The following is a 22,588-nucleotide window of genomic DNA, read 5'->3' on the forward strand; positions in this document are numbered from 1 at the left end:
TGTATAAGAGACAGCCCGGGGGCCGTGGGAGGGGGTGGCGCTCTCAGTCAGAGGGGCGGCGATCCAGCGCAGGCGCAGGGCGTTGCTGAGAACGAAAACGCTCGACAAGGCCATCGCCCCGGCGGCCAGCGCGGGTGACAAGAGCCAACCGGTCAGCGGGTAGAAGGCCCCGGCGGCCACGGGGATCAGTAGGACGTTATAGCCGAAGGCCCAGAAGAGGTTTTGCCGGATATTCGCCATGCTGCGCTGGCTTACGTCGATGGCATTGACCACGCCGCGCAGATCGCCCGACATCAGCACCACATCCGCCGCTTCGATCGCCACATCAGTGCCGGTCCCGATGGCCAGCCCGACATCGGCCTGCGCAAGCGCGGGCGCGTCGTTGATCCCGTCACCGACGTAGGCGATGCGGTTGTCGCCTTTTCTCAGGTCGTCGATGGCGGCCACTTTGCCATCGGGCAGCACCTCGGCGACGATGCGGTCGATGCCCAGTTGCGCCGCGATGGCCTCTGCCGTGCCGCGGTTGTCGCCGGTGATCATCGCCACTTCGAGGTTGAGGTCGTGCAGCTGCGCAATGGCCTCGGGCGTGCCGGGCTTGATCGGGTCTGCCACGGCGATGACCGCCGCTAATTTGCCATCGATCGCGGCGAACAGCGGGGTTTTCCCCCCCTTGGCCAGATCCGCGCTGATCCGCGGGGCATTACCCAGATCAATTCCCTCGCGGGTCATCAGCCGGTCGGCGCCAAGCGTGACCCGGCGGCCCGCCACCAATGCGCTGACGCCGTAGCCGGTATGGGATTGAAAATCGCTCACCTCGCGCGGCACGGGGCCAGCCGCTTCGGCCCGGCGCAGGATGGCTTGGGCGATGGGATGTTCCGAGCGGGCCTCGACCGCGCCGATCAGCGGCAACAGCGTCTCCTCGGTCATGTCGTTCATCAGCACGAGGTCGGTAAGTTCGGGGGTGCCCTTGGTCAGCGTGCCGGTCTTGTCCAAGGCCACGGTCGTGACGCCTTGTAGGCTTTGCAGCGCATCGCCTTGCCGGAACAGCACGCCCAATTGCGCCGCCCGCCCGGTGCCGACCATGATCGACGTGGGCGTGGCCAGCCCCATGGCACAGGGGCAGGCGATGATCAGTACCGCCACCGCCGCCACCAACGCGTGGCTGAGCGAGGGGCCAAAGGCCAGCCAGCCGCCAAAGGTCACCAGCGCCACGGCGATCACCGCGGGGACGAACCACAGGGTGATGCGGTTGACCAAGGCCTGAATGGGCAGCTTCGCGCCTTGGGCCTCTTCGACCATGCGGATGATCTGCGCCAGAACCGTGTCGCCGCCCACCTTGGTGGCGCGATAGGTCAGGCTGCCGGTGCCATTGACCGTGCCGCCGACGAGAGCCGCACCGCCGGTCTTTTCCACCGGCACAGGCTCACCGGTGATCATGCTTTCATCGACATAGGATTGCCCTTCGACGACAATGCCGTCGGTGGCGATCTTCTCACCGGGGCGGAGGTAGATGATGTCGCCGGTTTCGATCTTTTCCAAGGGCAGTTCGATGACGGCGCCGTCGCGCTCCACCCTGGCGTTGGTGGCGCGCAGGCCCATGAGCTTGGCAATCGCGGCCCCGGTGCGCCCCTTGGCGCGGGCCTCAAGATAGCGGCCCAGCAGGATCAGCGTGACGATCACGGCGGCGGCTTCGAAATAGACGACGCGGCTGCCTTCGGGCAACAGCCCCGGCGCAAAGAGCGCGGTGACCGAGTAGAGCCACGCCGCCCCCGATCCGAGTGCCACGAGAGAGTTCATATCCGGCGCGCCCTTCGCCAGTGCAGGCAGGCCATTGCTATAGAAATGCCGCCCCGGCCATGCCAGCACGAGGGTGGTGAGAATGAACTGGATGAGCCAACTTGTCTCCATCCCGATGGTCGCCGCGATCCAATGGTGGAATGCGGGCACCAGATGGCCGCCCATCTCAAGCACAAAGACGGGCAGGGTGAGCGCGGCGGCCAGCAGGGCCATCCGTTTGAGGTTGATGGCCTCCGCTTCCTTGCGCGTCGCGGCCTCGGGGGTGCCCGCCTCGGGCGTGTCGACGCTGGCGGGATAGCCCGCCTTTGCCGCCGCATCGCGCAGGGCGGGCAAAAGATCGGCGTCTTCCAAGGTTTCGACCCGTGCCTCTTCGCTGGCGAGGTTGACCGTGGCCGAGAGCACCCCCGGCACCGCAAGCAGCGCGCGTTCCACACGGCCCACGCAGGAGGCGCAGCTCATGTTCGACAGCCGCAACCGATGGGTGGTCTTGCGCGCCGGGTAGCCCGCCTGCGCCAAGGCGGCATCGAGCTTGCCCGCGTTAAACGCGGGGTGTGCCGTCACGCGCACGGTTTCTGCCGCAAGGTTCACCCGGGCCTCGTCGACCCCCTCCAGCGCGTTTAGCGCTTTTTCAACACGCCCCACACAGGACGCGCAGCTCATGTTCTGCACGCCAAAAGTGAGTGTTTCCGCTTTGCCCATTTCACGCCCTCTATTCGTCTTGGGCTGAATATGGGGCTTCCAGTTGCTGGAGGGTCAAAGTGGTCATTTTCGGAAAATTGATTTGGTAGCGCGGCGGCATAGGCGCGGCAGCTTTGCGGCCCGCTAGGGCACAGAGGCATATGCACAAGAGCGACCACCACCTATCCCTTCACCGCCCGTATAACCGGAAGCATATCTTAATACCTTTCTGCGTAAGTCCTCAGAACCCGCTTCGTCGCTACGCTGTGTTTTAAAAGGTTGTGAGCAAAGATATGCATTTTTACACTTATTTTCTCGGCACGTTCACGGCGCAGCACTTGCGCCGCCTTTGGGCCTTGGCAGGGCAGGGGCTTTGGCTTCGGATGATCGCGGCATCGTTTTGGACATTGTTCTTGTTGGCTTTGCTGACCAGAGCCGCCTTGGCGCAGCAGCTTATTCTCAATCCCGTGGCCGCGCCCACCGTGGTCGGGGCGGGTGTGGGCGAGCGGGCCTTATGGCGCAACGCGGGCACGGTTGGCGGGGTGTCGGTCGATATCGTCGGTGAAATGGCCTTTGCCGGGCGGGATCATATTTTCGCCTCGGGCAATGGGCAAATCCAGATTACCTCGACCGGACAAGACCCGCATTTCATGGATTTCTACCTCTATGAGGCGGGCACCCATGACATCACGACCAATTCCGGCGGGGTGCCGGTGGTGGCGGATGTTTTCTTTCAGATCAATGACATCGACGGTCCGTTGAATGAGCAGGTCTATGTGAACATCTGCGACGGCACGGTCGAATATGTCCGCATCGACCGCAGCGCCACAACCTATCGCGGCTATATCGAAGGGCCGGATGCGAACCTTGGGACAGAGGTGTTCTATCTCGCCGGGGATCGCAACTATAGCAACCAGCCGGTATCGGGGCTTGAAATTTTCTACCCGCAGACCTCGACCTTTCGCTTTGGTCGGACCGCGAACCGGGGCTTCCTCGTCCGGCTCGCCAATCCGACCTATGACGAAGCGCAGACCTATGACCTGCAATGCGGTGACTTCAAAGCGCCCGTTTTGCAGGACGATCTGAAAGAGCAGGTGTTGAGCGAGCCTGTGGTGGTTAACATCCTGTTCAACGACAGTGTCGCGACGGAAAACAACAATGCGCCGGCCAATAATTCGGGCCAGCCCAGCGAATATGCGAAACAGGCTGTCGATCTGATCCCCCCTGCCGGGGCGCAGAACATCGTGACCGATTCCGAAGGCCACCGGGTGGGGTTCGACATTCTGGGGGAGGGCACATGGAGCTATGACGACCTGACCGGGGAGTTGACCTTTACCCCCTTCGTCGCCTTCTTTGCCGCGCCGACGCCGATCAGCTACCGCTATCAATCGCCCATCATCCTGCCGAATGAGCCGCGGGCCTATTCCGCGCCCGCGCAGGTCTCGATCGATGTGGGCTCTGTCGGTCTGCTGAAACTGGCGCAATTGGTCGATACCAACCTCAACGGCTATGCCGATCCGGGTGAGACAATCGCCTATGTCTTTACCGCTGAGAACTTCGGCAATGTTGATCTGACTAATGTGCAGCTTGCCGAGACGCAGTTCAGCGGCAAGGGCGTGCCCCCGGTGATCACCTTTCAGGCCGCCACGTCGCTGTCGCCCGAAGGCACGCTGCTGGTCGGGGAGAAGGCCGTCTATACGGCGACTTACACGCTGGTGCCTGAGGATCTGGACACCACGATCAGCAACCAGGCGGAGGTCACGGCCCAGACACCGGGCGGGACGGCAGTCTCGGACCTGTCGGATTCCGAGAACCCCGGTGACGGGGATGGCGTGGCGTCGAACGGGCCGGGCGAAGGGCGTGATGATCCCACGACGATCTACGCAGGCTCCGGCCCCGACCGGGGGGATGCGCCGGTCACCTATGGCGATCCGCAGCATGCGGACACCGCGCAATATTGGATCGGCGCACTCAACGGTGACGGCGATGGCTCGGCGCAACATTCCGTCGATGGCACCGGCGATGATCTCGACGGTAAGGATGACGAAAGCGAAGAGAGCTTTCCCCAGCTCTATGGCGATCTGACCCGAACAGTGACGGTGGTGGTCAACGAGCCCACCCCCGGCACCGGTTACCTACAGGCTTTCGTCGATTTCGGCGGCGATGGCCTCTTCCTTGGCGACCAGGTCGCGACGGATATCCAAGACGGCGGGGCGCAAGACCTCGACGGGGTGGTGAATGGTGAGATTTCATTCCCCGTCAGCGTGCCGGTTACCGCCGTTCTGACCCCGACCTTCGTCCGGCTGCGCTGGTCTTCGACCGCGGGGCTCGATGCGATCACCCCCGCCCCGGATGGGGAGGTCGAAGACTATGGCATTACCATCAGGACACCGCCCGACGCCGACCGGGGCGATGCCCCGGCGAGCTATGGCGATCCGCAGCATATCATCGAAGGCCCGGGCGCGCCTGAGATCTATCTGGGCAGCACCCCGCCGGATATCGATTTGCTGACGCAGAATTCCATCGGGGCCACGGGGGATGATGTCGACGGGTCGGATGATGAAGACGGGGTGATCCTGCCGCAATTCTACCGTGGTGGTCTGGCCGAGATCACGGTGACAGTCAGCGATCTGATTGCCGCGCCGGGGTCGTCCTATCTGCAGGCCTTTATCGACTTCGATGGCGATGGCACCTTTAACCAAGCCGGGGAGCAGGTGGCGGTGAACCTGCAAGACGGCGGCCCGCAGGATAAGGACGGCCTCAGCAATGGCACGATCCTTTTCGAAGTGGCGGTGCCCGGGGGGGCCACGACACTGCCCACCTATGCCCGCTTTCGCTGGTCGACCGACAGCACTGGCCTTGTCACAGCTTTTGAGGGGGAGGTGGAGGACTATACGCTCACCATTTCAAGCGATCCGCCGCCGTTGGTCTGCGATGCTTCGCTCTATGCCATCGTCGACAGCCCCTCAGCGCTGAGGCGTATGACCTTCCGCGACGGCGGGGGGAGCTATGCCACAACGGTTGAGACCTCGGGCAGCACCGGACAGAACCGCGACGGCGCTTGGGGCTACAACGCGCTGGACGGCTATATCTACGGCGTAGATGAGAACAGTCGGCGGCTCTACCGGATAGATGGGGCGGGCGACATCACGGATTTTGGTAATATCCCCGGCGCGGGGGATGCGTTGAACGCGGGGGATATTCTGCCGAATGGGCGGCTGATCTACGAAGTGGATCTGAATACATGGCAGATCGTCGATCTGAGTAATCCCGCCACGCCGATCGCCTTGGGCGAGATCATCCTCTCCATCGGCGTCAATCCCGAAGACCTCGCCTTCAACCCCGTGGATGGCATCATGTATGGGATCGACAGAAACTCGGGCTTCCTGTTCCGCGCTGCGGTCAACAACGGCACCCCGGGGAGCGTGACACCCCAAGCGATCGGCCCTGCCGTCTATGCGGGCATGTTCGACGCGCTGTGGTTCGACCGTGACGGCAGGCTCTATGGCTATTCCAACACCACCAACAACCTCTTTGTCATCTCAACGGCGACAGGTGTGCCGCAACTGGTATCCGGCATTCCGGTCGATGAGGGCGGGCGCAGCGATGGCATCTCCTGCCGGGGGCCTGCACCGATCCCATTGGGGGGCATCTCGGGCAATATCTATGAAGACGCGGATGCCTCGGACGTGAGAGACAATGGGGAGACCAATTTCGGCGCGGGTGTGGGCATCTCGGTCTATGCCGACAATGGCACCCCGGCCAATACCGCCGATGACATCTTTCTAGTAACCACGGATACCTTGGCCGATGGCACCTATGCGGTGGGGGAGTTGATGGTGAACACGACCTACCGTGTCGCATTGGACGAGGCGGACCCCGATCTGCCTTCGGGGCTCACCATCGGCACCTCCAACCCGCTGCTTGGCGTTCCTGTCTCCGGCAATAGCGTGACCAGTGACCAAGACTTTGGCTTCGATCCGGCTGGCAGTGACCTTGAACTGAGCAAAATCGCCGCCGCTACCGGGACGACCACGCCGATCACCAATGTATCGGAGGGGGATACCATCGATTGGATCATCACCATCACCAATGTCAGTGGCGGCTCGCCCTCGGGGGTCAAGGTGATCGACCAGATCCCAAGCGGTTTCGCCTATGTCTCGGACGATGCGCCCGCGACGGGGGATACCTATGATCCTGACACAGGCCTGTGGTTCGTGGATGAATTGCTGAGCGGAGAGAGCGAGACCCTGACGATCACCACCACGGTGCTGGGCAGCGGTGATTTCACCAATCAGGCCGAGATTATCTATAGCTCTCTGCCCGATCCCGACAGCGATCCCAGCACGGGGCCGTTGACCGATGACCTGTTCGACCAACTGCCCGACGATGACGAAGCCTCCTATTCCGTGAACCTCGTCACCGGAGAGCGGATTTTGACGGGCCGTGTCTTTATCGACAATGGTGCAGATGGCGGCACCGCCCATGACGCTCTGCGCAATGGCAGCGAAGGGGGGGCATCTTCGGCGGTGTTGGAAATCCTCGACAGTGGTGGTGCGGTACTGGCCACCCCCGGTCTTGCGACGGATGGCACTTGGAGCTATGGGCTTTCTGGCAGCTACAGCGGGCCGATCACGATTCGCGCGATCCCGGCGAATGATTACCGGGCGATCTCGGAAGCGACGACCGGGCTGCCAGATTTGGTCGACACCAACCCGCATGACGGTGAATTCACCTTCACGCCCGAGGCTTTCGGCAATCGCATGGGGTTGGACATCGGTCTGCTGCAACTGCCCAGTCTGACCAATGACAGGACCACGACCGTCGCACAGGGGCAGGTTGCGACCTTGCCGCATATCTATACCGCCACCTCAGACGGGCAGGTGACCTTCTCCTACGCCGGTGCCACTTCGACCCCCACAGGCGCGTTCAGCGCGGCGCTGTTCCAAGATATCGGCTGTGACGATAGCGTCGACGGGCCGATCACCGGCCCCATCGCCGTCACCACGGGGCAGACCATCTGCATCGTCTCACGGGTGTCCGCCGGTTCGGGCGCTGGGCAGGGGAGTACCTACGTCTATCAAGTGCTGGCGACCACGGCATTCGCCCGGACCACGGTGACCAGTTCGGCCAGCAATACCGATGAGGTCTCGGTCGGGGGGCGTTCCACCCAGATCGAACTGCGCAAAACGGTCGAGAATGAGACCCAAGGCACTGGGGAGGGCACCACCAACCTCGGCAGTGTGAACGATATCCTTCTGTACCGCATCTATCTGCAAAACAACGCGACCACGCAGGCGTCCAACGTCAAGATCTACGATAGAACCCCGCCCTATACGCAGCTGTCGGAGCCTATCGTCGATCCGCAACAAGTCTCGCCCAACCTCAGCTGTGATCTGGTGGTGCCGGCAGGCAATGTGGCCAGCTATGCCGGAACGATTGAGTGGAACTGCACGGGCCATATGTTGCCGGGAGAGACCGGGGCCGTGCAATTCAGGGTCGGCATTCGATAGGTCGATAGTTCTTGCCGGGGTGGCGGTGCATTTTGATGCGCCGCCGCCCGTTTTTTGACGGATGATCAACATTGATGCGCATAGGAAAACGGCACCTAAGCAGGGCTGCCGATCTTGGCATGGGCGACCCCCGTCATACGCGCGCTATCGCTTGCCTTCCCCCGCGCAGCCTGCAAACGGTAGAGTAAGCACCACGGGCCCCGCCGCCCCGACCAACCCCCCTAAGGACCGCCCATGACCAAGTTCTGCCTGACCGTGACCTGCCCCTCGCAACGCGGGATCGTCGCCGCCATCGCCAATTACATCGCCGAAACCGGCTGCAACATCACCGACAGCGCGCAGTTCGACGACACCGAAAACGGCCAGTTCTTCATGCGCATCAGCGCCGAGGCCGAAACCGGCGCCACGCTCGAAAGCCTGCGCGAGGGGTTCACAGCGGTCGCGGAACCCTTTGGCATGACCTATGAATTTCACGACCAAGACACCACGATGAAGGTCGTGGTCATGGTCTCGCGCTTTGGCCACTGCCTGAACGATCTTCTCTACCGGGTGCGCATCGGCGCGCTCCCGATTGAGATCGTCGCCGTGATCTCGAACCATATGGATTACCAAAAGGTCGTGGCGAACCACGATATTCCATTTCACTGCATCAAGGTGACGAAGGAGAACAAACAGCAGGCCGAAGCGCGGATCATGGAAGTGGTCGAGGAAACCGGCGCCGAGCTGATCGTGCTGGCGCGCTACATGCAGATTCTGTCTGACGCCATGTGCCAAAAGATGTCGGGGCGGATCATCAACATTCACCATTCCTTCCTGCCGTCCTTCAAGGGGGCGAACCCTTACAAGCAGGCCTATGAAAGGGGCGTGAAATTGATCGGTGCCACCTCGCATTACGTCACCGCCGATCTGGACGAGGGGCCGATCATCGAGCAGGACATCGTGCGCATCACCCATGCGCAAAGCGCCTCGGATTATGTCTCGCTCGGTCGCGATGTGGAGGCGAGCGTTTTGGCGCGCGCGATTCACGCCCATGCCCACCACCGGGTGTTTCTGAACGGCAATAAAACCGTGGTCTTTCCCGCATCGCCCGGCAGCTATAGCTCCAAGCGGATGGGCTAGGGGCCACGGCCCCGAGTCTGCCGAATGCGGCGGGGGCGCGGGGCCATCGGGCGGCTTGGCCGAGCCTGTAGGCAGGCGTAAACCAGCGTCCAAAAGCAGTGGATCAGCGTATGATTTAAAGAGAGAAGTGGTGCCCCCACACGGACTCGAACCGCGGACCTACTGATTACAAATCAGTTGCTCTACCAGCTGAGCTATAGGGGCACTGAGGGCTCATTTAGAGAAAGGAGCCGGGGGGTGCAAGAGGGGAAATGCGAGATTCTTTCGGATTTTACACGCGCGCCGGGACGGGCTATTCAACGCCGAGATTTTCAAAGGTAAGCAGAATATCATGCAGCTCGTTTTGCACACAGGTGTCCATTTCACGGAAGACGAGCGGCTGTTGAAATGCCTGCTGCGCAATCAGGACGATTTCGCCAAGACGGGCGTCAAAGTGCCCGGGCCCAGCACCTATCGCAACCTGTTCCGTGACACGCTCAACGCGATGCATAAAGCGGAGCCGTCGGAGGTGGCGCGGGACGTTCTGCTGGATGCGATCCTCGATGATGGGACAGCCAGCCGGGTGATCCTGTCGGATGCGAATTTCTTCCGCTCGCCTGCCACGGCCCTGCAGGAAGGCGTGCTCTATCCCGCCGCCGCCGTGCGCATGCTGCGCATGGCGCAGCTTTTCCCCGAAGATGAGATTCGCATCTTTATGGCGATCCGCAATCCCGCCTCCCTCGTGCCGGTGCTTTATGAGAAAGCGGCGGATAAAACCTCGGCCGCGTTCTGGGGGGAGCGGGGGCCGGAGGACCTGCGCTGGTCCGAGACGATCGGCCAGCTGCGCGAGGCGGTGCCGGGCGTTCCCATCACCCTGTGGTGCAATGAAGACGCGCCGCTGATCTGGGCGCAGATCATTCGCGAGATGGCGGGGCTGGCGCCCGAGACCAAGATCAAGGGCGGTTTCGATCTTTTGCAGACGATCATGTCGGAGGAGGGGATGAAACGCTTTCGCGGCTATCTCGACACCCATCCCGATATGTCCGAGGCGCAGAAGCGCCGCGTGATCACCGTGTTCCTCGACAAATACGCGCTGGAGGAAGAGATCGAAGAAGAGCTCGACATGCCCGGCTGGACCGAGGAATTGGTCGAGCGGATGACGGCGATCTATGACGCGGATGTCGAGGTCATCCGCGCCATGCCGGGCGTCACCCTGATCGCGCCCTAAGTCCCGGCCAATTCGGTGATCACGTCATAGGCCATGGCCACATCTTCGGCCGTGGCGGTGAAAGCACCTGCCTGAAAGCGGATCACGAATGCTCCGTCGATGCGGGTCTGGGTCAGGTAAATGCGCCCGTCGTCGTTGATCCGGTTCAGCAGGTCTTGGTTATGGGCATCGAGTTCTTCGGCTCCGAGATGGCGGAAGGTGAAGAGCGAGAGCATCGGCTGGGTCACGATCTCGAACCCCTCCGTCGCCTCCAGCCGGGCGGCCAAGTCCTGCGCCCATGTCACATGGTTGCGGATCATCTCGCGTAGCCCCTCCAGCCCATGGGCGCGGATCAGGAACCACAGTTTGAGCGCGCGGAAACGGCGGCCTAGCGGCACGGACCATTCGGAATAGTTCACCACGCCATCCGCGCCATGGGTCTTCAGATACTCCGGCTGAATCGCCAAGGTGCGCACCAGATCGTCGGGATTGCGCAAAAAGTGGGTCGTGCAGTCAAACTGCGCCCCCAGCCATTTATGCGGGTTCATCACTACCGAGTCGGCCCGTTCGACGCCGGCCCAGAGGCTGCGGAATTCAGGACAGATCATCGCCGACCCGGCCCAAGCGGCGTCGACATGGGTGTAGAGCCCTTCGGCCTCGGCCACATCCATTACGGCGGCAATGTCATCGCTGGCCCCCGCGCTGGTGCCGCCGGTGCAGGCGATGATGCCCGCAGGCAGATGCCCCGCCGCACGGTCGGCGGCGATGGCAGCGCGGAGCGCTTCGGCATCCATCGCGCGGGTCGCGCCTTGGGTCGGAATGCGGACAAGGTTCTCTTCGCCCAGCCCCGCGATCCAGATGGCTCGGTCGACCGAGGTATGCACCTCTGCCGAGCAATAGACCCGCAGGCGCGGCTGCCCCGACAGCCCCGCGCGGTTGCCCTGCCACTCAAGCGCGCGTTCGCGCATGGTCAGCACGGCACAAAGCGTGGCGGAACTGGCGCTGTCTTGGATCACCCCGGTGAAGCCATCCGGCAGGCCGATCGCCTGACGCATCCAATCGCAAACCCGGGTCTCCAACTCCGTCGCTGCCGGAGAGGTCTGCCACAGCATGCATTGCGCCGCGATGGCCGAGACGAAATATTCCGCCAGCACCGAGACCGGCGCGGCATTGGCCGGGAAATAGGCAAAGAAGCGGGGGTGCTGCCAATGGGTCATGCCGGGCATGAGGGTCTGTTCGAAATCGTCGAAGATCGCCTGCATCGCCTCGGCCCCTTCGGGCGGGGCATCGGGCAGGGCGGAAAGCACCGCGCCGGGGGCCACCTGCGCGCGCACGGGTCGGTTGCGCAGACCCGCGTGGTAATCGGCGGCCCAATCGGCGGCGCGGCGGCCCCAAGCTCGGAACTCCTCCCAATTCATGCGCCGCTCCCTTGCTGTGGAATTCTGGTTGTCATCCGCATTTCCTGCCCCATGTTGTTGTATTGTCTCACTGTTGTTCCGCTGGGCTTGACCTCTTCAAGAATGTTGTCGCAGCGGCTATGGTGGTCGTCACGCCCTTTCGGGCGGTCTTTGACTTGGTAAGTAGCGATCAGGAAACCGTCAAGAATGGCCCCAATGCCCCCCCTGCGCCGCACTGCCCGCTCCCTTCCGATTGCGCTTTTGCGCGCGCGGGAAAGGGTGATGGGGCCGATCCGCGAGATCTTGAACGAAAGCGGCATCTCGGAACAGAAGTTTCGCGTGCTGCGCGTGGTCGAGGAATCCGGCCCGATGGAGCAGACCGCACTGGCGCAGCAGGCCTGTCTGCTGCTGCCGAGCCTGACCCGCATGCTGCGCGCGATGGAGGAGGAGGGGCTGCTCAGCCGTGCCAGCGACCCCGATGATGGGCGCAAATCCATCGTCACGATCACCGATCAGGGCCGTCAGGTGATCCAAGACCACGCGGGCGATGCGGCGGCGCTGTTCTCAGATTTCGAGGCGCGTTTCGGCAAGCAGCGAATGGAAGACCTGCTCGATATGCTCGAAGATCTCGTTAATCTGGACATGCAGAAAAAGACCGACGGGCAAAAGAAAGACTGATCGGAAAGATGCGGGCGGGCAGGGGTTAGCCCCCGTTAACCGCCCTTCGTGCCGCGCAGATCCCCGCCAGCGCCATTCGGCTGCCATCGGCCTCGGTCGCCGGTGCGCCCTGTTGCGACAGCGCCCGCAGATAAAGCGGCACAGCCCCGCCCGTGCCGATCACCGCCAGCGTTTGCCCCAGCCAATAGGCCCGCGCTGCCGCCAGTTCCGCCCCGATCAAAGTGCCCGCCAGCCGCGCCTCTGCGGTGGGTGGCGGGATGTCTTGCAAGGCCAGATCGGCCCGGATGGAAGCCAGCCGCCCCGCCATACGCTCGGGCCGCGACAGCCCATCGCTAAGCGCATCGTCAAAGGCCGTATCATCCAGCGCCGTGCCCTCGGCAGGGGTGCCATCGCTCAAGAGGCCCAGCAATTCCCCGGTCAGGAAGGTCTGAAAACTCACCACCTCGCCCGCGCTGATCTGCGCCCAGACCGACGTGGCTCCGGGCAGGCAGATCACCCCGTCCCAGTCTTTGTTGAGGCTCAGAAACCCCGCGATGCGCGTTTCGGCCCCTTGCAGCAGGCCGCTGGGGGTCTGCTGGCGCAGGGGTGGGATGACCTGAAGGTCGAAGTTTTCGGTGGCGACAGCCATTGTGCGTTCAGCCGTGGCGGAGCAGGGCACCATCCGCGGCGCGGCATCGGTCCTGCGTGCGGGCATGCCAGCGACGAAAACCGGCAGGCGGGGCAGTTGCCACGGCGCGGCGAGCTTAGCGAGCGCGGCGTCGAAGGCCGCGAGGCCGCCGGGTTCGGCAGTCTCGCCATCGCTCGTGGCGCTTTCAAGCACCGATCCGCCCTGCATGGCCCAGACCTGCAAACGCGCCTCGTGAACCTCTACCGCCAGCCAATCTGCATTGCTCAAACCCGTCATCGCGCTGCCCTCGTCGTGGAATGTTTCAACGGCATAGGCCCAATGGCCTGCAGGTTCAACGCGTCCGCTGGACGCAAACAGACGAACCGCCGATTTGCTTCAAGCCTAAAATATTTATTCTTGAACGAAAAAGCGACTCGCCCTAGGCTCCCTTCCAAAGCGAACCAGAGGGGAATTTCGATGCGTGCAATCTGTCTTGGCGGCGGTCCTGCGGGGCTGTACTTCGCGATCTCTCTCAAGCTGCGCCAGCCCGAGGCCGATGTCACCGTGCTTGAGCGCAACCGCCCCGATGACACCTTCGGCTGGGGCGTCGTGCTCTCGGACGAGACGCTGGACAATCTCGAGGCCAATGATCCCGTCTCGGCCAAGGAAATCCGCAGCCACTTCGCCTATTGGGACGACATCGCGCTGCACCACAAGGGCAACACGATCCTCAGCTCCGGCCACGGTTTCTGCGGCATCGGGCGCAAGCGGCTGCTGCTGATCCTGCAGGAGCGTGCCCGCGAATTGGGCGTGAACCTCCAGTTCGAGACCGAGGTGAAGGCCGCTTCGGAATACATGGACGACTACGATCTCGTGGTCGCCTCTGACGGTCTGAACTCCAAGACCCGGATGGAGTTCGAGGACACTTTCAAGCCCGACATCGACGTGCGCCGCTGCCCCTTCGTTTGGCTCGGCACGCATCAGAAGTTCGACAACGCCTTCACCTTTATCTTTGAGAAAACCGACAAGGGCTGGATCTGGGTTCACGCCTACCAATTCGACAAGGACACGGCGACTTTCATCGTCGAATGTAGCCAGGAGACCTTCGACGCCTACGGCTTCGGCGAGAAGACGCAGGAAGAGACCATCGCGATCTGCGAGGAAATCTTCAAGGACCACCTCGACGGGCACAAGTTGATGACCAACGCCAGCCACATCCGCGGCTCGGCTTGGATCAAGTTCCCGCGCGTGCTTTGCGAAAAGTGGAGCCACGAGAACGTCGTGCTGCTGGGCGACGCCTCGGCCACGGCGCATTTCTCGATCGGCTCGGGCACCAAGCTGGCGCTGGAATCGGCGATTTCGCTCGCGAAACACGTCACCGACGACGCCGATCTGCCGACGGCCTTCGAGAAATACGAGGAGGCCCGCCGCCTCGAGGTCCTGCGCCTGCAATCGGCGGCGCGCAACTCGGTCGAATGGTTCGAGGATGTGGAGCGCTATCTCGATCTGGACCCGGTGCAGTTAAACTACTCCATGCTGACCCGCAGCCAGCGGATCAGCCATGAAAACCTGCGCGAGCGAGACCCCAAATGGCTTGAGGGGGCCGAGAAATGGTTCCTCGAACAGGCCGGCGCCGACACCAATGGCCCGATCCGTGCGCCGATGTTCGCGCCCTTCCGCCTGCGCGACATGAAACTCGAAAACCGCATCGTCGTCTCGCCCATGGCGCAGTACAAGGCCGTCGATGGCTGCCCCACCGACTGGCATCTCATCCATTACGCCGAACGCGCCAAGGGCGGCGCGGGGCTGGTCTATACCGAGATGACCTGCGTTTCCCCCGAGGGCCGCATCACGCCGGGATGCCCCGGCCTCTACGCGCCCGAGCATGAGGCGGCGTGGAAGCGGCTCACGGATTTCGTCCATGCCGAGACCGACGCCAAGATCTGCTGCCAGATCGGCCACTCGGGCCGCAAGGGCTCGACCCAGCTGGGCTGGGAGGAGATGGACGCGCCGCTGAAGGCCGGCAATTGGGAGATCATCTCGGCCTCGCCGATTCCGTGGTCCGAGAATAACGCCGTGCCGAAGGAAGCGACGCGCGCGGACATGGACCAGATTCGCGACGAATTCGTCGAGGCCGCCCGCATGGCGGAGCGCGCCAATTTCGACATGATCGAACTGCACGCGGCCCACGGCTACCTGATCTCGTCGTTCATCTCACCGCTGTCGAACCAGCGCGAGGATGAATACGGCGGCAGCCTCGAAAAACGCATGCGCTACCCGCTCGAAGTCTTCCGCGCCATGCGCGACGCATGGCCCGAGGAAAAGCCGATGGCGGTGCGCATCTCGGCCAATGACTGGGTCGAGGAGGACGGCGTCACGCCCGAGGAAGCGGTCGAGATCGCGCGCATGTTTAGCGAGGCCGGGGCCGACATCATCGACGTCTCGGCGGGCCAGACCTCGAAACAGGCCCAGCCCATCTATGGCCGCATGTTCCAGACACCCTTCAGCGACCGCATCCGCAACGACGGTGGAATCAAGACCATGGCCGTGGGCAACATCTACGAGGCCGATCACGTGAACTCGATCCTCATGGCGGGCCGCGCCGATCTGGTCTGCCTCGCCCGCCCGCATCTGGCGGATCCCTATTGGACCCTGCACGCCGCCGCCGCCATCGGCGACCGCCACGCCGACTGGCCGCTGCCCTACGGCCCGGGCCGGGATCAGGCATGGCGTCTGGCGGACCGCGCCGCGGAGATGGAGAAGGTATGAGCCATATCGTCATCACCGGCGGCGGCACCGGCGTGGGGGCCGAGATCGCCCATGCGGTGGCCGCCACCGGCGCCAAGGTGACCATCATGGGCCGCCGCGAAGCGCCCCTGCGCGAGCAGGGGTTGCCGTTCCAGATCTGCGACGTGACCGATCCGGAGGCGGTGCAGGCCGCCTTCGCCGCCGCGCGCGCCGAGAATGGCCCCATCACCGGCGTCGTCGCCAATGCGGGTGCTGCCCATTCCGCGCCTTTTCACAAGATCACCGCGCAGGACATGACCGACATGATGTCGGTCAATGTCACCGGCGTCTTCAACGTCTGGCAGGCGGCACTGGCGGAGATGAAGGAGGCCGGGCAGGGGCGGCTGATCGCCGTGGCCTCCACCGCGGGGCTCAAGGGTTACCCATATGTCGCGGGCTATGTCGCGGCGAAACATGGCGTCGTCGGCCTCACCCGCGCGCTGGCGCTGGAACTGGCGCGTACCGGCATCACGGTGAACGCGATCTGCCCCGGTTTCATCGACACGCCGCTTCTGGAACGCTCGGTCGAGAATATCATCAAGACCACCGGCAAGAGCGCCGAGGAGGCCCGCGCCCTGCTGAAACGCGCGAGCCCGCAGAACCGCTTCGTGGAGACCTCCGAGGTCGCCTGCGCCGTGCTCTACCTGCTGTCGGACGCCGCGGCCTCGGTCAACGGCCACGCGCTGGCGCTATCGGGGGGCGAGGTGTGAGCGACGCGGCCAAGGATCGTGTCCGGCTTTGGCTGCGGCTGCTGAAAGTGGTGCGCGGGCTGGAGCAGGAGTTGCGCGACAGGCTGCGGCGCGAGCATAACACCACGCTGCCGCGTTTCGATGTGATGTCGGCCCTCTCGCGCCATCCCGAGGGGCTGAAGATGAGCCAGCTTTCCGGCGTGCTGCGGGTGTCCAACGGCAATGTCACTGGCATCGCCGACCGCCTCAGCGAAGAGGGGCTGGTGGAGCGCATCCCCGTGCCGGGCGACCGGCGCGCGATGATGCTGCGGCTGACGCCTGAGGGGGCGGCGCAATTCGCCCGCCAAGCGCAGGCGCATGAAGATTGGATCAACGAAAAACTGCGCGGAATCTCCTCCGAGGAAGCCCGCGCCATGGCGGCCCGCCTACAAGCCTTCGCCGCCCAAACGGAAGAAGAGGAAAAAGCCAATGCGCAGTGATGTGACGCATTTTCAATGCGAGATCAAAGACCGGATCGCCACCGTGCGGCTCGACCGGCCCGACCGCAAGAACCCGCTGACCTTCGACAGCTACGCCGAGCTGCGCGACTGGTTCCGCGATCTGGTCTATTCCGATGACGTCGACGTGGTGATCTTCGGCTCCAACGGGGGTAACTTTAGCTCCGGCGGGGATGTACATGATATCATTGGCCCTTTGACCAAGATGAATATGAAGGAGCTGCTGCAATTCACCCGCATGACCGGCGATTTGGTCAAGGCCATCGTGAACTGCGGCAAGCCGGTGATCGCTGCCGTCGACGGTGTCTGCGTCGGCGCGGGCGCGATCATTGCCATGGCCTCGGACCTGCGGCTGGCGACGGCGGAGGCGAAGACGGCTTTCCTCTTCACCCGCGTGGGCCTTGCCGGCTGCGACATGGGGGCCTGCGCGATCCTGCCGCGCATCATCGGCCAGACGCGGGCCGCGGAATTGCTCTACACCGGCCGCGCAATGTCGGCGGACGAGGGTGAACGCTGGGGCTTCTACAACCGTCTGGTGACCGGCGAAACGCTGGAAGACGAGGCGCTGAAACTGGCGCAGAAAATCCAAGCCGGTCCCAATTTTGCGCATATGATGACCAAGACGATGCTGGCCCAGGAATGGGCCATGTCGATCGAACAGGCGATCGAGGCCGAGGCGCAGGCGCAGGCGATCTGCATGCAAACGGGTGATTTTGAACGCGCCTACAACGCTTTCGTCGCCAAGGAACGCCCGGTCTTCGAAGGGGACTGAGCCTAATACGAAAGCCAAAAGATAACACGCGGGGAGGCGTAACCATGGCTGACACAAGTTTTCTCGACTGGCCCTTCTTTGAGCCGCGCCACAAGGAGTTGGCGCTGAAGCTCGATGACTGGGCCAAGCGCGAGTTGAAGAACGTGGATCACGGCGACACCGACGGGGCCTGCCGTGATCTGGTGACGATGATGGGGCAGGACGGCTGGCTGCGCCACAGCGGCGCGGAAGGCGACGAGGTACTCGACGTGCGCACCCTCTGCCTGATCCGCGAGACATTGGCCCGCCACGACGGGCTGGCGGATTTCTCCTTTGCGATGCAGGGACTTGGCACCGGGGCAATCTCGCTCTTCGGGACCGATGAGCAGAAGGCCGAATGGCTGCCCAAGACCCGCTCGGGGCAGGCGATCTCGGCCTTTGCCCTGACCGAGCCGCAGTCCGGCTCGGACGTGGCCAATTCCACCATGACGGCCAAGGCCGACGGCAACGGCTATGTGCTCGACGGGCGCAAGACATGGATTTCCAACGGCGGCATCGCGGATGTCTACACTGTCTTTGCGCGCACCGGGGAGGCGCCGGGCGCCAAGGGGCTTTCGGCCTTCATCGTGCCCGCCGACACGCCGGGGCTAAAGGTCGAGGAACGGCTCGAGGTCATGGCACCGCACCCGCTGGCGACGCTGCATTTCGACGGCGTGAAACTGCCCGGCTCGGCGCTTCTGGGCGAGGCGGGGCGCGGCTTTGCCATCGCCATGTCGGTCCTCGACGTCTTCCGCTCCACCGTGGCCGCCGCGGCCCTCGGCTTTGCCCGCCGCGCGCTGGACGAGGCGCTCACGCGCGTCACCTCCCGTCAGGTGCAGGGCGCGCCCTTGAGCGAGTTGCAGATGGTGCAGGGCCATATCGCGGACATGGCGCTCGATGTCGATGCCGCGGCGCTGCTGGTCTACCGCGCCGCCTGGACCAAGGACAGCGGCGCGCCGCGCGTCACCCGCGAGGCGGCGATGGCCAAGCTCTTTGCCACCGATCAGGCGCAAAAGGTCATCGACAAGGCGGTTCAATTGCACGGCGGCGATGGTGTGCGTAATGGCGAGGCAGTCGAGCGACTTTACCGTGAAATCAGGGCCTTGCGCATTTACGAGGGCGCGTCGGACGTGCAACGTGTTGTCATCGCGCGACAGACTTTGGGAGCCATGTCATGAAGCTGCATCCGACCGGACATGAAGACACATTCGCCCGCGACAACCTGCCGCCATTCGACCAGTGGCCGGACCTGCTGCTGGAGCGTTTCGACTATCCCGAACGCCTGAACGTCGGCGTCGAACTCACTGATAAAATGGTGGAAAAAGGGTTCGGCGATCACACCGCGCTGATCGGTAACGGGCGGCGGCGGACCTATAAGGAGTTGTCGGACTGGACCAACCGTCTGGCCGCGGCGCTGGTTGAGGACTTGGGCGTGAAGCCGGGCAACCGGGTGCTGATCCGTTCGGCCAACAACCCCGCCATGGTGGCTTGCTGGCTGGCGGCGACCAAGGCAGGCGCGGTGGTCGTGAACACCATGCCGATGCTGCGCGCGGGTGAGCTTTCGGCCATCGTCGACAAGGCCGAAATCACCCATGCGCTCTGCGACACGCGGCTGATGGATGAGATGACGGCCTGCGCCAAGACCTCGAAATTCCTCAAGACCGTCGCGGGCTTCGACGGTACCAGCAACCACGACGCCGAGTTGGACCGTCTGGCGCTTGAAAAGCCGGTTCATTTCGAGGCGGTGGATACCGCACAGGACGATGTGGGGCTGCTCGGATTTACATCAGGAACCACCGGTAACCCTAAGGCTACAATGCATTTTCACCGCGATCTTCTGATCATCGCGGATGGCTATGCCCGCGAGGTGCTCAGCGTCACCCCCGAGGACGTCTTCGTGGGCTCGCCGCCCTTGGCCTTCACCTTCGGCCTCGGTGGCCTGGCCGTCTTCCCGCTCCGCTTCGGGGCCGCGGCGACGCTTTTGGAGACCGCCAGCCCGCCCAACATGATCGAGATCATCGAGAAGTACAAAGCCACCGTCTGTTTCACCGCCCCCACCGCCTACCGCGCCATGCTGCAGGCGATGGAGGAGGGCGCGGACCTTAGCAGCCTGCGTGCCGCCGTCTCGGCAGGCGAGACGTTGCCCGCGCCGGTCTACCATGAATGGCGGGAGAAGACAGGCAAGCCCATGCTCGACGGCATCGGGGCGACGGAGATGCTGCATATCTTCATCTCCAACCGCTTCGACGACCACCGCGCGGCCTGTACCGGCAAGCCCGTGGCGGGCTACGAGGCGAAGGTGATCGACGGGGAGGGCAACGAGGTGCCCCGCGGCGAGGTGGGGCGTCTGGCGGTGCGCGGGCCGATCGGTTGCCGCTATCTGGGCGACAAACGGCAGGCCGATTACGTCAAGGACGGCTGGAACATCACCGGCGACAGCTTCATCATGGACGAAGACGGCTACCTGCATTTCGCCGCCCGCAACGACGACATGATCATCAGCTCGGGCTACAATATCGCGGGTCCGGAGGTCGAAGCCGCACTTCTGAGCCACCCTTGGGTCAGCGAATGCGGCGTGGTCGCCGCCCCCGACGAGGCGCGCGGCTCCATCGTGCAGGCGCATGTGGTTCTGGTCGAGGGTACGCCAGAAGATGTCAACACCATCAAGACCTTGCAGGACCATGTTAAAGCGACGATTGCGCCTTACAAATACCCGCGCGACATCCGTTTCATCAAGGAACTGCCGAAGACCGCCACCGGCAAGATCCAGCGTTTTGCGTTGAGAGAGGGCACATGAGCACTTTCGACGAAGCCTCCCGCGGTGCCAAGATGGATTTCGCCAAGGACAAGTCCTATGGCGACTACCTCGGGCTGGACCAGATCCTGACCACCGAGAACCCGCTCGACACGGCGCATGACGGGCTGTTGTTCATCATCCAGCACCAAACCTCGGAACTGTGGATGAAGCTTGCGATCCACGAGTTGACGGCCTGCCGCAAGGCGTTGCAGGCAGGTGATTTGCGGCCCAGTTTCAAGATGTTGACCCGCGTGGCGCGCATTTTCGAGCAGCTCAATTCGGCCTGGGACGTGCTGCGCACGATGACGCCCAGCGAATACACCCAGTTCCGCCCGTTTCTCGGAGCCTCATCGGGGTTCCAATCTTACCAGTACCGCCTGATCGAATATCTTCTGGGCAACCGCATCGCGGCGCTGACCAAGCTGCACGAACATACGCCTGAGCCGCACGCGGCGCTGGTCGCAGAGATGGAACAGCCGAGCCTTTATCAGGTGGCAATCGATCTGCTCAGCGACCGGATGGGGGTGCCCTCGCTTGCAGGCGAGCCCGAGCCGCGCGCATGGGAGGCCAAGCAAGAGGTGCAGGACCTCTGGCAAAAAGTTTACGAAGACCCGGCAACCCATTGGGAAATCTACGAATTGGCGGAAAAACTCGTTGATCTGGAGGATTATTTCCGCCGCTGGCGGTTCAACCACGTCACCACCGTGGAACGTATCATTGGTTTCAAGCGCGGCACCGGGGGCACCTCGGGTGTGACCTACCTGCGCAAAATGCTCGAAGTGGAGCTCTTCCCCGAGCTTTGGCATGTGAGAGGAGCACTGTAAGTGTCTGTTTTGAAAAAAGATCAGTTCGTCCTGCCCGAGGGCGTTATCTACCTTGACGGCAACTCGCTAGGGCCATTGCCCAAGGCCGCCGCGGCGCGGGTGCAGGAGATGGTCACGGACGAATGGGGCGAGATGCTGATCCGCGGCTGGAACAAGGCCGGTTGGATGGAGCAGCCCGCCCGCGTCGGCAACATGGTGGCCGGGATCGTCGGCGCGCCCGAGGGCTCGGTCGTCATGGGCGACACGCTCTCGATCAAGGTGTTTCAGGCGCTGGCCTCGGCGCTGAAGCTGCGGCCCGGGCGCAAGGTGATCCTGTCAGACAACGGCAACTTCCCGTCGGACCTCTACATGGCCGAGGGGCTGGTGGGCCTGTTGGAGCAGGGCTATGAGCTGCGCACCGTGGCGCCCGAGGAGGTGACGGAAGCCATTGGCGAGGATATCGCCGCCGTGATGCTGACAGAGGTCGATTACCGCACCGGCCGCAAGCACGACATGAAGGCGATCACCGAACTGGCACATGCCAATGGCGCGGTGATGATTTGGGACCTGGCGCATTCCGCGGGCGCGCTGCCGGTGGACCTTGCAGGCTCCAACTGCGAATTCGCCGTGGGCTGCACCTACAAGTATCTCAACGGCGGGCCGGGCGCACCGGGCTTCATCTACGTCCGCCCCGATCTGGCAGACGAGGTGCAGCCGGCGCTGGCGGGCTGGCTGGGCCACCGCCAGCCCTTCGCCTTTGAGCAAAGCTACCAGCCTGGGCATGGGATCGAGCGGATGCGCGTCGGCACGCCGCCGGTCATTCAGCTCACGGCGCTGGAAGTGGCGATGGAGCTTTGGGCCGATGTCGACATGCAGGCGCTGCGCGACGCCTCGGTGGCGCTGCAGGAGCAGTTCATCGAGGAGATCGAGCGCGACGTGCCGCAACTGACGCTGGCGAGCCCGCGGGGCAGCGCCGAACGTGGCAGCCAGGTCTCCTTCCGTTTCGAGGAAGGCTATGCCGCGATGCAGGCGGTGATCGACCGCGGCGTGATTGGCGACTTCCGCGCGCCCGACATCATGCGCTTTGGCTTCACGCCGCTTTATCTAGACGCCGAGGATGTCTCCAAGGCGGTCGCGATCATCCGCGATGTGATGGAGAACCGCCTCTGGGACAACGAAAAATACAAGACCCGCGCGCGGGTGACCTGACAGTATCAGGCGCAGGCGTTAAGCTGGCAAAACGATCCAAC

At 63.4% G+C, this 22,588-nt stretch carries 15 protein-coding genes and 1 tRNA gene; 12 read left to right on the plus strand and 4 right to left on the minus strand.

From position 1 onward, the window contains the following. Window positions 1–2,496: heavy metal translocating P-type ATPase (locus J7392_RS17580; protein ID WP_209218710.1), on the minus strand; the 2,496-nt coding region annotated here is incomplete at its 3' end. Window positions 2,497–2,768: 272 nt separating this feature from the next. On the opposite strand from J7392_RS17580, the gene J7392_RS17585 reads away from it, so the two are divergent. After that, entirely contained in the window at window positions 2,769–7,988 is a 5,220-nt protein-coding gene (locus J7392_RS17585) for a DUF11 domain-containing protein (RefSeq protein ID WP_209218711.1), read from the plus strand. Window positions 7,989–8,222: 234 nt separating this feature from the next. After that, window positions 8,223–9,107 (plus strand): formyltetrahydrofolate deformylase, encoded by an 885-nt coding sequence (purU, locus tag J7392_RS17590; RefSeq protein ID WP_209218712.1) that lies wholly within the window; start codon window positions 8,223–8,225, stop codon window positions 9,105–9,107. Window positions 9,108–9,235: 128 nt separating this feature from the next. Here purU and J7392_RS17595 read toward each other — a convergent pair. Then, window positions 9,236–9,311, minus strand: a tRNA-Thr gene (locus J7392_RS17595). 127 nt (window positions 9,312–9,438) lie between these two features. Here J7392_RS17595 and J7392_RS17600 point away from each other — a divergent pair. Further along, complete coding sequence (locus J7392_RS17600; RefSeq protein ID WP_209218713.1) at window positions 9,439–10,314, plus strand: hypothetical protein; 876 nt, start codon at window positions 9,439–9,441, stop codon at window positions 10,312–10,314. Here the strand turns inward: J7392_RS17600 and J7392_RS17605 are convergent. Continuing rightward, window positions 10,311–11,711, minus strand: a complete 1,401-nt coding sequence (locus J7392_RS17605) for a pyridoxal-dependent decarboxylase (protein WP_209218714.1) — start codon at window positions 11,709–11,711, stop codon at window positions 10,311–10,313. The two genes, J7392_RS17600 and J7392_RS17605, sit on opposite strands and share 4 nt — an antisense overlap. Before the next feature lie 186 nt (window positions 11,712–11,897). Here J7392_RS17605 and hpaR point away from each other — a divergent pair, with 186 nt between their 5' ends. Further along, on the plus strand, window positions 11,898–12,368 hold the full coding sequence (gene hpaR, locus J7392_RS17610) for a homoprotocatechuate degradation operon regulator HpaR (RefSeq protein WP_331710992.1): 471 nt from the start codon (window positions 11,898–11,900) through the stop codon (window positions 12,366–12,368). A gap of 25 nt (window positions 12,369–12,393) precedes the next feature. Here hpaR and J7392_RS17615 read toward each other — a convergent pair whose 3' ends face one another. Next, window positions 12,394–13,272 carry a 2-dehydro-3-deoxygalactonokinase gene (locus J7392_RS17615; protein ID WP_209218715.1) on the minus strand — a complete coding sequence of 293 codons (879 nt, stop codon included), beginning with the start codon at window positions 13,270–13,272 and terminating at the stop codon, window positions 12,394–12,396. Window positions 13,273–13,452: 180 nt separating this feature from the next. Between J7392_RS17615 and J7392_RS17620 the strand changes: the two genes are divergently transcribed. Genes J7392_RS17620 through kynU form a run of 8 tightly spaced genes read left to right on the plus strand, consistent with a single transcriptional unit; the run spans window position 13,453 to window position 22,547 of the window. Further along, a complete protein-coding gene (locus J7392_RS17620) occupies window positions 13,453–15,744 on the plus strand; it encodes a bifunctional salicylyl-CoA 5-hydroxylase/oxidoreductase (RefSeq protein WP_209218716.1) in 2,292 nt (763 codons plus the stop codon). Continuing rightward, window positions 15,741–16,472 carry an SDR family NAD(P)-dependent oxidoreductase gene (locus J7392_RS17625; protein ID WP_209218717.1) on the plus strand — a complete coding sequence of 244 codons (732 nt, stop codon included), beginning with the start codon at window positions 15,741–15,743 and terminating at the stop codon, window positions 16,470–16,472. Before J7392_RS17620 ends, J7392_RS17625 begins: the two co-directional genes overlap by 4 nt. After that, complete coding sequence (locus J7392_RS17630) at window positions 16,469–16,930, plus strand: MarR family transcriptional regulator (RefSeq protein ID WP_209218718.1); 462 nt, start codon at window positions 16,469–16,471, stop codon at window positions 16,928–16,930. Before J7392_RS17625 ends, J7392_RS17630 begins: the two co-directional genes overlap by 4 nt. Continuing rightward, entirely contained in the window at window positions 16,920–17,720 is an 801-nt protein-coding gene (locus J7392_RS17635) for an enoyl-CoA hydratase family protein (RefSeq protein WP_209218719.1), read from the plus strand. Before J7392_RS17630 ends, J7392_RS17635 begins: the two co-directional genes overlap by 11 nt. Before the next feature lie 44 nt (window positions 17,721–17,764). Then, window positions 17,765–18,916, plus strand: coding sequence for an acyl-CoA dehydrogenase family protein (locus J7392_RS17640; protein ID WP_209218720.1), 1,152 nt, complete (start codon window positions 17,765–17,767; stop codon window positions 18,914–18,916). Next, on the plus strand, window positions 18,913–20,535 hold the full coding sequence (locus J7392_RS17645) for an AMP-binding protein (protein ID WP_209218721.1): 1,623 nt from the start codon (window positions 18,913–18,915) through the stop codon (window positions 20,533–20,535). Before J7392_RS17640 ends, J7392_RS17645 begins: the two co-directional genes overlap by 4 nt. Further along, window positions 20,532–21,359 carry a tryptophan 2,3-dioxygenase family protein gene (locus tag J7392_RS17650; RefSeq protein WP_209218722.1) on the plus strand — a complete coding sequence of 276 codons (828 nt, stop codon included), beginning with the start codon at window positions 20,532–20,534 and terminating at the stop codon, window positions 21,357–21,359. The genes J7392_RS17645 and J7392_RS17650 overlap by 4 nt, the downstream gene beginning before the upstream one ends. Next, window positions 21,360–22,547 carry a kynureninase gene (gene kynU / locus J7392_RS17655; protein WP_209218723.1) on the plus strand — a complete coding sequence of 396 codons (1,188 nt, stop codon included), beginning with the start codon at window positions 21,360–21,362 and terminating at the stop codon, window positions 22,545–22,547. It abuts the gene before it with no gap. Window positions 22,548–22,588 lie beyond the last annotated feature (41 nt).

Source organism: Sulfitobacter sp. R18_1 (genome assembly GCF_017743915.1).
Classification (GTDB): domain Bacteria; phylum Pseudomonadota; class Alphaproteobacteria; order Rhodobacterales; family Rhodobacteraceae; genus Sulfitobacter; species Sulfitobacter faviae.

Bases quoted from the DNA above. Each gene is read 5' to 3' on its own strand.
- J7392_RS17635 (WP_209218719.1), top strand. From the start codon at position 16,920: ATGCGCAGTGATGTGACGCATTTTCAATGCGAGATCAAAGACCGGATC.
- J7392_RS17650 (WP_209218722.1), top strand. From the start codon at position 20,532: ATGAGCACTTTCGACGAAGCCTCCCGCGGTGCCAAGATGGATTTCGCC.
- hpaR (WP_331710992.1), top strand. From the start codon at position 11,898: ATGGCCCCAATGCCCCCCCTGCGCCGCACTGCCCGCTCCCTTCCGATT.
- purU (WP_209218712.1), top strand. From the start codon at position 8,223: ATGACCAAGTTCTGCCTGACCGTGACCTGCCCCTCGCAACGCGGGATC.
- J7392_RS17605 (WP_209218714.1), bottom strand. From the start codon at position 11,711: ATGAATTGGGAGGAGTTCCGAGCTTGGGGCCGCCGCGCCGCCGATTGG.
- J7392_RS17645 (WP_209218721.1), top strand. From the start codon at position 18,913: ATGAAGCTGCATCCGACCGGACATGAAGACACATTCGCCCGCGACAAC.
- J7392_RS17600 (WP_209218713.1), top strand. From the start codon at position 9,439: ATGCAGCTCGTTTTGCACACAGGTGTCCATTTCACGGAAGACGAGCGG.
- J7392_RS17620 (WP_209218716.1), top strand. From the start codon at position 13,453: ATGCGTGCAATCTGTCTTGGCGGCGGTCCTGCGGGGCTGTACTTCGCG.
- J7392_RS17615 (WP_209218715.1), bottom strand. From the start codon at position 13,272: ATGACGGGTTTGAGCAATGCAGATTGGCTGGCGGTAGAGGTTCACGAG.
- J7392_RS17585 (WP_209218711.1), top strand. From the start codon at position 2,769: ATGCATTTTTACACTTATTTTCTCGGCACGTTCACGGCGCAGCACTTG.
- J7392_RS17625 (WP_209218717.1), top strand. From the start codon at position 15,741: ATGAGCCATATCGTCATCACCGGCGGCGGCACCGGCGTGGGGGCCGAG.
- J7392_RS17640 (WP_209218720.1), top strand. From the start codon at position 17,765: ATGGCTGACACAAGTTTTCTCGACTGGCCCTTCTTTGAGCCGCGCCAC.